The following is a 12,023-nucleotide window of genomic DNA, read 5'->3' as shown; positions in this document are numbered from 1 at the left end:
CCCAAATCTACTTTCATATATAGGCAGACACGACCGTGGCCATTACCGGCGTCCGCCTTTTCCCTTGTATGCACGATGCTGATTGTGTAAAATTTGACACCATGCGGCGGACAAAGGAGGGAATTCCGTCCAACCACGCCGGTGAATCACCCCGGGAGGGGTTTCAGAAAGAGGTGGATGATGGCCGAGAAGTTCTCCTATGACTGGACCCGCTTTGTCCTGCGGATCGAGATAGCGGCGCCCGCCCAGCGCGTGTTTCGGGCGTGGACACATGCCGCCGATTTGTCGGCGTGGTTCGCCGAAAAGGCCGAGTCCGAGCCTGAAAAGGGCGGTCGGCTTTATCTGGAATTTATCGGCGGCGACAAGGCCGACCTCAGATTTGTTCAGCTTCGCAAACCCGGCCTGGTATCGTTCACCTTTGGACCTGCCGTTGACCTTGTAACGGTTCGGATCAAGTCTATCAAAAACGGCTGTATTTGTGAGTTGGAGCAGACCGGGATGAAAACGGGCCCGAAAGACCGGGTCCACACGCACATGGGGTGCAAGACGGGCTGGGTATTTTTTCTCACCAGCCTCAAGGCATATCTCGAACATGGCATCGATTTGCGGAGCCACAATCCTCGCAGAACGTATAACCAGTCCTACGTGAACAGCTGACAAGGATATTTCGGCTCCGCCGTGACGGGAGCGGATTTTTCATTTATTCATGCGGTGCAGATAGTTATATTGGCCCGGCAGTTGAAACCCCGGGAAACGACGCGCCGTATCTGAAGAAGGTCTTTCTTGCACGACGACGAGAAACTTATTGCCAGCGCCCTGGCGGGCGACCAGAAGGCCTACACCGCCCTCGTGAATCAGCACAAGGCGGCTATCTTTCATATTATCAATAAGATAGTCCGCAATGACGATGCCGCGGCCGACCTCGTTCAAGAGACCTTTATGAAGGCGTTTTCGTCGCTTGCCAGTTATCGCTCCGAGTACCGGTTCTCGACCTGGCTGTATAAAATCGCCGCCAACGCCTCGATCGATTACCTCCGCAAGCGCCGGATTCAGGCGTTGTCGCTGGATCGGCCCATGGAGACCCATGACGGGACCCTGGAGATCGAAGTGCCGGACTATTCGTACCATCCGGAGCGCGATCTGGTCCGCAAGGAACAACGGTTCAGTATCGAGGAGGCAATCGATTCGCTGCCGAAAAAGTACCGGGAGGTAATCGTCTTCCGGCACAAGGAAGATAAATCCTACGAGGAAATCGCCGATTTACTTGGTATACCGGTCGGTACGGTCAAGGCACGGATTTTCCGTGCCCGAGAGTTGCTCAAAAAGAAACTTCGACACCTGTAAACGATCGGCCGGTTTCAGGACTGGTGAGCATGCGCTGTGTATATACTTCCATCCTGCTGGCGTTCGTCCTGGCAGCCGCCCCGGCTAGTGCCAAGCAATACCGGTTCACTCAGCACGAGACGTACCAGGTCAACGGCCGCGTCGTTTTGTCGCTGACGACGGTTTCCGGGAGCGTCACGGTCACCGGAGAACCGTCCGACGTCGTCGACGTGCAGGCAGTGAAGCTCGTCGATGCCGTTGGCATGGACCAGGCCGCGGTGATCGCCGATCACATCTCCATTAAGACGCAGGAAACGGACGACGGCATCGAGATTACGACCGCGTACCGGAAGATCGCCGACTATGACCCCTCGTTCTGGGACAAATTGATCGGAAACGGCAGCCGGATCGCCGAAGGGCAGGTCGATTACGTGATCAGAGTTCCCGAATACACCGACGTTGTGATTACCAGTGCGGCCGGCCCGATCAGTGTCAGCAACCTGACCGGTTCGGTGACCATTGCGTCGTCTGACGCCGCGATACAGTTAAACACCCTGGAAGGGGCGATCGCGGTCGACAACGGCGCGGGTTCGACACACGGTGAGCTGTTATTCGGGCCGGTGGAAGTCCGCCAACCCCTCGGCGAGATAGCACTGAAATGGGTAGACGGAGATATCCGGGTGAAGTCGCTGGCGGCTTCGATTGATATCCAGCAGGAGACCGGTTCGCTGGACATCGTGACACGGACCGGCGATGTGACGATTCGCACGAATCTGGAAAGCAATCGCGACTATTTCGTCGAAACTCAATCAGGTAATATCGAATTCCTCGTGCCGGTAACGGCATCGGGGCTGTTACACATCGCGTCCGACATGGGAGAAATCCAAACCGACGTTCCCGTATCGATCGAGAAGTATTCTCGCCAGGGAGTTGTTGGCCGCTTTGGAGTCGGAGGCGTAAAAGTGAACCTCATTTCGGGGTCGGGCGACGTGACGGTCGCCCAATTCTAGTCGACCGACCGGGAGAGCCCCCGCGCGGGTCGCATGGGATGTGACCATGATGCAGGATGTATCGCGCAAACTGCTGCCAATCGCTGCTGGCGTTTGCCTGTTGGCGGCAGCGGTCCTCTCCGCTCCGGCGCAAGGTGAAGACTCGCCCTCAGCGCCCGCCAGTGACCGCCAATCCACCGGGCCTTTCTCCGCTGACTCCTCCGATTCCGTTTCGATTACACCTTTCGCCCCGGCCGAAACCTCGGTGCCGATATCCGATGACAGCGTCGGTCCCCGTCGCGCTCAGCCGGGAGATATCCTCTTCAACGAAATCGAGCTGTCACCTGAAGGTGTTATCGCCTACGATACGCTCGGCAACCGGTGGAGCTACGACTTTCAGACCGACGAATTCGTGGAGGGTGAGCTGCCCGGAAGCGATATACGACCCACCGATGTGGGAATGCCGGTCGAGCAACGGTGCACGGAACGGCTCGAAGTGAAACCGGTGGCCTCCTACATAAATGTCGGCTACGAACAGTTTGTCGAGGGGGATATCAACGCCACCGGGCGAGTGGTAGTGCAGGGCTGGGTGAGAGGGAACATTCGCTCGCTGCAGCGGGTGCTCGTAACGCCGCACGGGCGGGTCGATGGCAGCATCTATGCGCCGGAAATCGATGTCGAGGCGGGTGGAATCGTCCTCGGCGCGCTGACGGAAACCAGCAACCCGATGAGTGTCCTGCATGACCTTTCAGCCCAGTACATGTGGGTAGTCTTCGGCGTTTTTGTCTTCTGGCTGGTGTTTACGTTCGTGCTCGTGTCGCTGGCGCCGCGTCAGTTCCGGAATATCCAGGGCTGCGTGAGCAGCTACCAGTTGCGGAGTTTCTGGCTTGGACTGCTGTTGTTGCTGCTTATGGGACCGGCAATGGCCGTCTTTGCGGTGACCATTATCGGCATCGTCGTTACCATCGCTATTCCGTTTGCCTACCTGATTGCCATTTCCCTCGGGGTGATTACGTTCGGTAACCGGGTCATTAACCGTCTGATGCTCCGGCTGTTCGGTCGCAAGCAATCGTTGATGTTTCAATCACTGCTGGGAGTCACCATGTTTGCCGCGGTCTGGCTGCTGGTCGCGTATCTTCTGGGTTCCTCGGATCCGACGTCAACGACGATCGGCACGGTTTTACTGGTGCTGGTGACGGTCGGCAGTCTGTATCCGGTGTGCACCGGGCTGGGCGCGGCATTTCTGACGCGATTCGGTTTCCGGCCGTATGTGGCGTATGGCGACCGCCAGGCGGGTCAGGCCGATACCTCGCCCGCCCCGCCGCCGATTCCCAAGGCGCCGCCGGTGATGGGACCGCCCCCGACCCCCCCACCATCGCATCGGCCGGGATCATCTCCGCTATCTTCAGGAAACGAATGAGCCGTCTTTCCGTATCTCTAGGGGAGGAATCGCACATTCACGAAATGGGAGGTATTGGCATGAGGACAGGGAAACAGGGCTTTGCTGCGGGTGTGTTGGTACTGGTGATCGTGGCGGCGGCGACAGCGGGGCCGATCGAGCGCGCCACGGAACGCGTGGACGTCAAAGACGCCAAGTCGCTGTATGTCGAATGCGATTTCGGCGCCGGAGAGCTGTTCATTCGGGCTGCCGACATCCCTGAGGCGGCGGTACTCGACGTATCCTATGAGCCCGACAAGGTGGATTACTCGGTGACCTACGACGTACAGAATGGAGTGGGAGAACTGCTTCTGGAGAGCGAGATCACCAAGCGGGGAAAAGTCGACCGTATCGAAAACAGCTGGGAATTGACACTCTCGGAGAAACTCCCCGCAGAAGTGCACTTCGATATCGGCGCGTGTGACGCCGAGATCGATTTCGGCGGCATGCCGCTGACCGAAGTTTCGCTGGATGTCGGCGCAGCCTCGGGACTTATCGAGTTCTCCAAGCCTAATCCCGAGCGCATGCGTGAAATGACTGTCGATGTCGGCGCGTCCTCGGTGGAATTCAATATGCTCGGCAACGCCAATTGCGAGTACCTGAGCTTCGACTGCGGCGCGGCCTCGGTCGATGTCGACTTGCGCGGTGAATGGAAAGGCGAATCAGTCGCCGACTTCGACATCGGCATGGGTTCCGCCGACATCGTCGTCCCCGAGGGCCTGGCGCTGCGGATCGAAAGCGACGACAGCGGCTGGTTCACATCGATCGATTTCGACGATCTCGATCTCGAAAAGGTCTCGTCCGGGGTCTGGGAGTCCGCGGGATTCGAGAAGGCCGCAGCCAAATTGACCCTTCGACTCGATGTGGGGATGGGTTCGATAGACATCAGGGCTCGCTAGGGGCCGGTCATCTGCCAGATGTGAGCAAGCCGCCCGGTGCCGGCGCCGGACGGCTTTTTCTATCGGCCGATTGCGGCCGATTTCAATGCTTGTGCGTCCTGCCGGCACGATTCTATACTGAAGAAACCGGTCGTCCGCGTAGCGGCGAACCAATCCGATCTTCCGGCGTTATAAGGCGATAGGCTGACCCGTAAGGAGACGACATGAAACGTGCTTTTGCGATGACCCTACTGGCAACGACTCTGCTGATCGTCGGACAGGCTTGGTCGCAGACGACGCAGGAACGCATCTACCGCGCCCGGGACCGGGTGTATCCGGCCCTCGTGCATATCCAGCCGGTAGTGAAGGACTACAACACCGGCGAACTGAAAAAACAGGCGGTCATTGGCTCGGGCGTCATCTTCCATCCCGACGGTTATGTCGTCACCAATTATCACGTAGCCGGCAAGGCGGTACGGATCATTTGCACTCTATGGGACAAAGAACAGGTGCAGGCCGAGTACATCGGCGGCGATCCGCCGACCGATATCGCTGTCATCAAACTTGACCTGAGCAATCACACCGGCGCAATTCCGGTCGCCGCGTTCGGCGACTCGGATTCCGTCCAGGTCGGACAGCAGGTGCTGGCAATGGGATCGCCGTTGTCGCTGTCGCGGTCGGTATCGTCGGGAGTCGTTTCCACGAAGGATCGGTATTTCAGTTCCGATGTTCGCCTGCCCAGCGGTGAACGAACCGGCCGGTACAATCTGTGGATCCAGACGGATGCGGCCATCAACCCTGGCAATTCCGGTGGACCGCTGGTGGATTTGGATGGCCGCGTGATTGGGATTAATTCCCGCGCCACACTGTTCGCCAACAACATCGGTTTCGCCATCCCCATCAATATCGTCAAGGCGGTGACCAGCGCGATTATCGCCGACGGAAAAGTGCACCGCAGCTGGATCGGCGTACATTGCCAGGCGCTGCAGGAACTCGAAGATTATTTCGGATCGGGGCGCAATCGCGGGGTACTGGTATCGTCGATCGATCCCGGATCTCCTGCCGAGGACGCGCACATCACGGCGGGTGACATCATTCTTGCCGTCGACGGTGTGCCGGTATCGGCCCGTTTCCTTGAAGAGCTGCCCGTGTTTTACAACAACATCGCCTCGCGTCCGCCCGGCAGCGATGTCCGCTTGACCGTCTTGCGTGGCGAGCAGGAGTATTCGTTCACACTGGCAACCCGCGAACTCGGTGATTTGCAGGGGGAAGATTTCGACGTGACCTCGTGGGGATTCACCGTCAAGGGCATTACCAGACAGATGCAGATCGACAACCAGCTTCGCGATTCGATCGGTGTCTACGTGACAGGCGTCAAACGCGTGAGTTCGGCGGATCTCGGAGGGCTGCGGTCCGGAGACGTCATCACGCATCTCAACAAGACGCCGGTACAGGATCTGGGTGAGTTCATCACGCGCTACGGTGAGCTCGCGGACGTCACCGGCAAGATACTGCTGACGACTCGACGCGGAGGCGCCGTGCGGCTTGTGGTACTTAATCTGGATAAAGATGAGGAGGTGCGACTTGAAGGCTAGGCGGTTGCTGTGGGCGTTCGGCGTACTCCTGCTGGGGCTTGTGGCATCCCCCGGCGCTTCAGGAGCTATTACGACGGATTTCGACTTCGAAAAGCTGAAAAAACAAGTCGAGCAGTATACGCTCATCATGGAAATGAAGCTCGAGCTGTCGTTCGGCATGCAGACAACCGAGCAGGAGATACGTCTGCTGGCGACGATCGTCCGCAAGGACGGCCTCGTGCTGTTTGACGGTTCATCGCTGGATCTGTCGGACCCGTTCAGCTCCTTCTCGTCGTTCTCAATCAAGTCCACCCCCACGCGAATCGAATTCAAGACGCTGGACGGCTCCCGAACCTACCAGGGTGAGTATATCGGCAACGACCGGTACACCAAGATCGGTTTCGCGCGAATCGTCGACTCCGCGCAAACCGAATTCCCGTTCGTGAGCTTCAGCAAATCGACCAGGCTGACCGTCGGCAGCTGGGTGGCGCTCTACTTCCTGCTTCCGGAGTTTGTCACGCCCCGCATTTCAGCCGACATCGGCATGGTGTCGGCACTGATCGAGATACCCGAATCGTTTCCCATGATTGTCGGATTCGGACCGCACGAGCTGACCTCGGTGCTGTTCGACCAGAGCCTGACACCGCTCGGTGTGCTGGGCACGCTCCCCGATCCGGCCGGCGCCTCTGAAGGCGGGATGGATTCGTTTGGGGGGGACGATTTCCCCATCATGGGTCTGATCGGCGCCGAAAAGATCGCCGCGCTGGTGGCCGATCCGCCCGTCAAGGGCAAAATCGAGCGCGGCTGGCTCGGCATTACACTGCAGGCACTGACCAAAGATATTCGGGAGTTTTTTGCGGTTGAAGCCGACGGCGGTATCATCGTCAACGAAGTGCTTACGGGATCGCCGGCTCACTCGGCAGGGCTGAAAGTCGGAGATATCCTTATCGAAGTCAACGGCCAGGCGATCGAGGTCGATGCCGAGGAGAGACTGCCCGTGTTTCAGCGACGAATCTCGGAGATGGGCCCAGGCACGCCGGTTGAATTTACCGTGGTGCGACCCGGCGACGAGGGGATTGACACCGTCAGCCTGACGGCGGTCCTGAGCAACGCGCCGATCGCCGCCACCGACGCCGATGAGTATGAAAACAAGAAGCTGGAATTCAAAGTCCGCGACCTCGTCTTCACCGACTACATGATGTTTAATGTCGAGCCGGAATCGCTGACCGGTGTCGTGGTGTCAGAACTCGAACCGGGCGGGCTGGCCAATATCGGCGGGCTGCGCCTCGGCGATGTAATACAGCGAGTCGGCGGCGCCGACGTAATGTCGGTCGATGACGCGCGCGGTGCGCTCGAGGATAAGCTGAAGGACGACCCCGCCGAGATCGTGTTTTTCGTCTGGCGTAACAACAAGACGATGTTCGTCAACGTCAAAACTCAGTAAGCAGGAACACATCCATGACTCAGGGCGAGTGGTCTCACTCGCCCTTTTTTATGCTCGCACGGTCAGCGAATGAGCACCATCTTGCGCGCGTCGCTGAAAGCTTCCGTAGAGAGCCGGTAATAGTAGACGCCGCTTGCGACAGGCATCCCGCGTGAGTCACAACCGTTCCAGATGACACTGTGCGTGCCCGCCGGCTGATTCCTGTCGACCAGCGTCGCCACTTCCTGTCCGAGGACGTTGTATACTGTGAGACGGGCATCCGACTGCACAGGTAGTGTGTATCTGATGACGGTCGACGGGTTGAAGGGGTTGGGGTAGTTTTGCTCCAGCGACGCCGAGAGCGGCAGGGACACGCGTGGGTCGTCCCCGACTCCAGTCGGTGTCCCCGCAGGGTTGTTCAGGACCGCGCGAAGATCCGTGATCGATGACAGGTGATTGGTCCCCTGGCCGACGGCTATCTTGAGCAGTACAAACTGACTGTCACCGGGGTTGAATGTGAACGGTCCCACGGCGGCCATCATGACACGATCGGCAGGCGCCGTATCGAGCCAGCCTGTCCCGCCGACCGGGTCACCCGTCATCCACATGCGTGACGGCAGCCCGGAGACGGGGTTGATCTTCGTCGTTCCGTTGACATTGAGTCCACGAACGACATTCCATGATTCCGCAACGACGGCCGGATCGCCTCCCGTCGGATACGTTACAACGGAGTACAGATCCAGATTGCGGTAGTCGGGCACGAGAGTGCGGTCGAAGATCGCCGTGTCGCCCGGCGACGGGACCAGCGGTCCGGCCAGCAGTTTGACGCCAACCGCTGGTGGCTGCATGCCGTAGCCGCCGTTGGCAAGATCGTCCTCCGCATCACCGTTGTAGCAGTAAAAGATGTTGTCGACACTGTCGCATCCGATAAGGTCATCACCGGCCCAGCCCAGATCCGGATCGGTCCAGAAAACCACGAAACAGCTGTCGATCACGTTTGACCCGTGATTGAGCATCGTGTACTGCACGAACACGGCAGTCGTTTGATCCGGATTATCCGCCCCCCAGATCATCTGACGGATCTCGATTCCAAGCGGGTCGGTGTCGCCGCCGAGGACGCCATGCTGATCCGGATTGGCGTCATTAAACACCGCCCACAGCAACTGATCGCCCCGCATCGCCGGGTTACCGTCGCCGTCCACCGGCGCCCCCTGGTCGGTCGGCCAGTTCAGGTACGACTGATTGGGGTTGCCGGCGAGGCTGTCGGCATACAGCGAGTAGACGCGGTAGCCGGCGTCGTCGACGGCGTTTGTGTCAAACGAACCGTTTATCATCGGTCCCGGCCAATATTCCGAGCTGTATTGACTCATGCTGATGCGGATCGAATCATTGACCCGTCCGCCGACCCACACCCCGGCTGCATACATCACCGTTTTCGTATTTATGCCGTTGATGATGTCGTCGACCGCCGTGAACGGGTAGAAAAACCCCGCATCCCAGCCAAACGTGCCTGTGCGATCGCGAGCCAATATTCCGGTGTTGCCTGCGAAAATCAGGACGTCGTTGGCGGCGATCCAGGTCGAATCATCGATAAGGAGGTTATCGAGCGTGCCGGTCGAACCCGGCCGTTCGAGAGGCGCTGCGAGGTTCGATGAACACATCAGGATCAACGCCACTCCGGTAAGGCATAGACCTGCATGTCTGCCCATACTGGGGGCCGCCCTTGTTTGTGCGGCGTGGGTCGCGCCGCTATTTCAGCAATAACATCTTCCGTGACGCGGTACAGTCATCAGTATGCAGTCGGTAGAAATACACACCGCTGGCAACGCGGTTGCCGTCGCCGTCGGTACCATTCCATACTACGCTGTAGTTTCCGGGCGGTTTCGTTTCATCGACCAGCGTCACCACTTTTTGCCCCAGAACGTTCAACACAATCAACTCAACGTCGCACTGGCGCGGCAGGGCGTAGCTGATCGTGGTGGTCGGGTTGAACGGGTTGGGGTAGTTCTGGGCGAGTGTGAAGTCGCTGGGGAGGGCGGTTTCGGGGTTGCTGTCGCCGACATCGGTCGGGATATTCGGATAGGCCGACATGACGTTGTACATCTGTGTGATCGACGATAGGCGGTCGGTACCCTGGCCGACGGCGAACATTACGAGTACATACTGACTGTCGCCGGGCATCATGGTGATTGGTCCCATGGAACCCATCATACGCCGGTCGGCGGGGTTGGCGTCGAGGTCGCCGGTGCCGGTGAGCGGATTTCCTGAGTTGACGAATGTCGTGACATGGCCGTTGTAGGTGTATGGTGACCCGTCGGCGTTTAGCCCCTTCATGTATCTGAAGGTCTCGACGTAGTCGTTCGGGTCCAGGCCGTTTATGTACTTGTTGGTAGCTGTCATTCCGAGGTTGTCAAAGCCGGGATAGAGTTGGCCGAAATAGAACGCCGTGTCGGCGATACTACCCGGTATGCGGGGGCCGTACAGCAGGCGGAATCCAGCCGCCGGCGGGCTGGCGCCATACTGGTGATCATCGTTGTCGGCATTGTAGGCATAGATGATGCCCAGCGTGGAGTCACAGCCGTAGAGATCATCGCCTGCCCCGCCGATATCCGGATCGGCCCAGATGCTCACGAACATACTGTCTATCTGATTGCTTCCCTTGTTGAACAACTCGTACTGCAGGTACACTGCCGTGCTCTGCGCATCCGTGCCGACCGTGTACTGCTCGGGAATCGGCGGTGTGAATGTAAACGTATCCGCCGACGTGCTGTAGAAGTCCCTGTATGTCGTGAACCGGACAACAGTCCCTTCAACCGGAACCGAGAGATTATCCGAATAGTCGTTGAAAACGATGCGGCCGATGTGGAAGTCCTCGGGGAAGCTGTAGATGGAGTACGCATAGTCAGGCGCCGGTTCGTAGTACTCCACTTCCCAGGGATAGATGCGGTCTCCCCAACTCCAGCCACCGCTGGCATCGTCATCAATGATTGAGAAAAAGATACGCACATCGTCAGTGGTATCATCGGGCGTGCCGTCGCCGATATTCCAGATCTCGAACGGTGCGGGATCCGCGAATTTGGCGTCATCGCTCCAATTGTAGTACTCAGAGCTGTCGGTCGTGAAGCGAATTTCCCAGTCTGATGTGCCCAGGCGTCCTTGCCAATTGAGGCGCGAGAAATTGGAGCCTTCATCGGATGACACGTACCAGTCTTGAGACGAGTTAAGCGAATATGCTACGTCGTCAGGTGGGGCGACGGCGCCCGTGTCGGTAGCGATTTCCTCGATAGCGATGCCTGTTGGCAACGAAATGACATGCACTTTGAAGCCCTGTACCACCGCGGGATTCGCGTCGCCCCATTCGCCACGCTGGTTGGCCAGTAAGCGCTGATCCTTCGTGATATTGTCGAGGTTCCACAGGCTGTACACGGTGTCTTCACCGTCCACGAGAAACGTATCCGTGAACGTGACTTCGTATTGGTCCGCCGGGTAAGCGGGCTGTCCGACCGACCAGACTTCAACCACGTCGTGCGACGGACCGGTATGGGCCGCGGTGTCGGCAACGTCGACGTAAATCGTGTCCAGCGTAGTACCGGTAATCTCCCAGGTAGTCATGCGAACTTCGATCCCAAGCGGATCGGTCTCGCCGGCGTAATTGGTATGTTCCGCCGGATCGGCGTCGTTGAACACCGTCCAGAGCATCTGCTCACCGATCATGAGTGGGTTGCCCAGCGCATCAACCGGAGCACCCTGGTCTTCGGGCCAGTTGAGGTAGTCATCGTTGGGGTTAGTGGAAAGACTGTCGCGATAAAGCTTGTAGACCTTGAAATCGGGGCTGTCAGCCTGATAAGTGCCATCAGACATCGGTCCGGGCACGTACTCGTCGTCGTATTCGGAGATTGCCACTCTGATATCCCCATTCACCTTGCCGCCGAGCCAGAGGCCGGCTGCATACAAAGGCGAGCGGATGTTGGAGCCGTTTTGGATAGCCTCAATTCCGGTGTACGGGAAGTACGTGCCGTGATCGTTGCCGAACACGTCGGATAGATCCCGGCCGAAGTTGCCGTGGTTCGTGACGAACATCAGGACGGCGTTGGCATCGATGTACGTTGAATTATCGACAATGGAGGCGTCGGTGCTCGTGGGTGCTCCTTCGCGATCGGCGGGTGGAAGGGCAAATGAAAGCGTGGCGAACAGCAGCACCGCGGCGCAGGTCGCTATCGCATGATGACATGTAGACATATCTCCCCCGGTTTTGTGGGATAGTTTACTTGTGCTTGTATTCACAATCTATGTTGAGTTCTGTATTTGTCAACCACTTGAGGACGAGCGATTCACTGCGTCTGCCGGCGCCGATATGCAATGATCTGCGGATAGAGCTCTGCATAAGCCCACCTGGGG

9 protein-coding genes are annotated in these 12,023 nt (G+C 58.4%); 7 read left to right on the top strand and 2 right to left on the bottom strand.

Annotated elements, in window-relative coordinates; translation table 11 throughout:
- Positions 1-180: 180 nt before the first annotated feature.
- The 7 genes from RBT76_02030 to RBT76_02000 all read left to right on the top strand — a co-directional run bounded on the left by RBT76_02030 (position 181) and on the right by RBT76_02000 (position 7,646).
- Entirely contained in the window at positions 181-657 is a 477-nt protein-coding gene (locus RBT76_02030; protein ID MDX9856548.1) for an SRPBCC domain-containing protein, read from the top strand.
- A gap of 126 nt (positions 658-783) precedes the next feature.
- A complete protein-coding gene (locus RBT76_02025; GenBank protein MDX9856547.1) occupies positions 784-1,344 on the top strand; it encodes a sigma-70 family RNA polymerase sigma factor in 561 nt (186 codons plus the stop codon).
- A gap of 29 nt (positions 1,345-1,373) precedes the next feature.
- Positions 1,374-2,333 carry a DUF4097 family beta strand repeat-containing protein gene (locus tag RBT76_02020; GenBank protein MDX9856546.1) on the top strand — a complete coding sequence of 320 codons (960 nt, stop codon included), beginning with the start codon at positions 1,374-1,376 and terminating at the stop codon, positions 2,331-2,333.
- A 46-nt stretch (positions 2,334-2,379) separates the two neighbouring features.
- Positions 2,380-3,732, top strand: coding sequence for a polymer-forming cytoskeletal protein (locus tag RBT76_02015; protein MDX9856545.1), 1,353 nt, complete (start codon positions 2,380-2,382; stop codon positions 3,730-3,732).
- Positions 3,733-3,791: 59 nt separating this feature from the next.
- The gene (locus tag RBT76_02010) at positions 3,792-4,649 is read left to right on the top strand and encodes a toast rack family protein (protein ID MDX9856544.1); all 858 of its coding nucleotides are present in this window, start codon (positions 3,792-3,794) and stop codon (positions 4,647-4,649) included.
- A gap of 203 nt (positions 4,650-4,852) precedes the next feature.
- A complete protein-coding gene (locus tag RBT76_02005; protein ID MDX9856543.1) occupies positions 4,853-6,223 on the top strand; it encodes a trypsin-like peptidase domain-containing protein in 1,371 nt (456 codons plus the stop codon).
- Positions 6,213-7,646 carry a PDZ domain-containing protein gene (locus tag RBT76_02000; GenBank protein MDX9856542.1) on the top strand — a complete coding sequence of 478 codons (1,434 nt, stop codon included), beginning with the start codon at positions 6,213-6,215 and terminating at the stop codon, positions 7,644-7,646. Before RBT76_02005 ends, RBT76_02000 begins: the two co-directional genes overlap by 11 nt.
- A 62-nt stretch (positions 7,647-7,708) precedes the next feature.
- Here the strand turns inward: RBT76_02000 and RBT76_01995 are convergent, their stop codons facing one another.
- Positions 7,709-9,334 (bottom strand): FlgD immunoglobulin-like domain containing protein, encoded by a 1,626-nt coding sequence (locus RBT76_01995; GenBank protein MDX9856541.1) that lies wholly within the window; start codon positions 9,332-9,334, stop codon positions 7,709-7,711.
- 40 nt (positions 9,335-9,374) lie between these two features.
- Entirely contained in the window at positions 9,375-11,864 is a 2,490-nt protein-coding gene (locus RBT76_01990) for a FlgD immunoglobulin-like domain containing protein (GenBank protein ID MDX9856540.1), read from the bottom strand.
- Positions 11,865-12,023: the final 159 nt, after the last annotated feature.

Source organism: Candidatus Zixiibacteriota bacterium, assembly GCA_034003725.1.
In the GTDB taxonomy this organism is placed as follows: Bacteria; Zixibacteria; MSB-5A5; order GN15; family FEB-12; genus WJMS01.
This window is presented reverse-complemented; position numbering and strand designations above follow the sequence as displayed.

Bases quoted from the DNA above. Each gene is read 5' to 3' on its own strand.
- RBT76_02030 (MDX9856548.1), top strand. From the start codon at position 181: ATGGCCGAGAAGTTCTCCTATGACTGGACCCGCTTTGTCCTGCGGATC.
- RBT76_01995 (MDX9856541.1), bottom strand. From the start codon at position 9,334: ATGGGCAGACATGCAGGTCTATGCCTTACCGGAGTGGCGTTGATCCTG.
- RBT76_02020 (MDX9856546.1), top strand. From the start codon at position 1,374: ATGCGCTGTGTATATACTTCCATCCTGCTGGCGTTCGTCCTGGCAGCC.
- RBT76_02010 (MDX9856544.1), top strand. From the start codon at position 3,792: ATGAGGACAGGGAAACAGGGCTTTGCTGCGGGTGTGTTGGTACTGGTG.
- RBT76_02005 (MDX9856543.1), top strand. From the start codon at position 4,853: ATGAAACGTGCTTTTGCGATGACCCTACTGGCAACGACTCTGCTGATC.
- RBT76_01990 (MDX9856540.1), bottom strand. From the start codon at position 11,864: ATGTCTACATGTCATCATGCGATAGCGACCTGCGCCGCGGTGCTGCTG.
- RBT76_02015 (MDX9856545.1), top strand. From the start codon at position 2,380: ATGATGCAGGATGTATCGCGCAAACTGCTGCCAATCGCTGCTGGCGTT.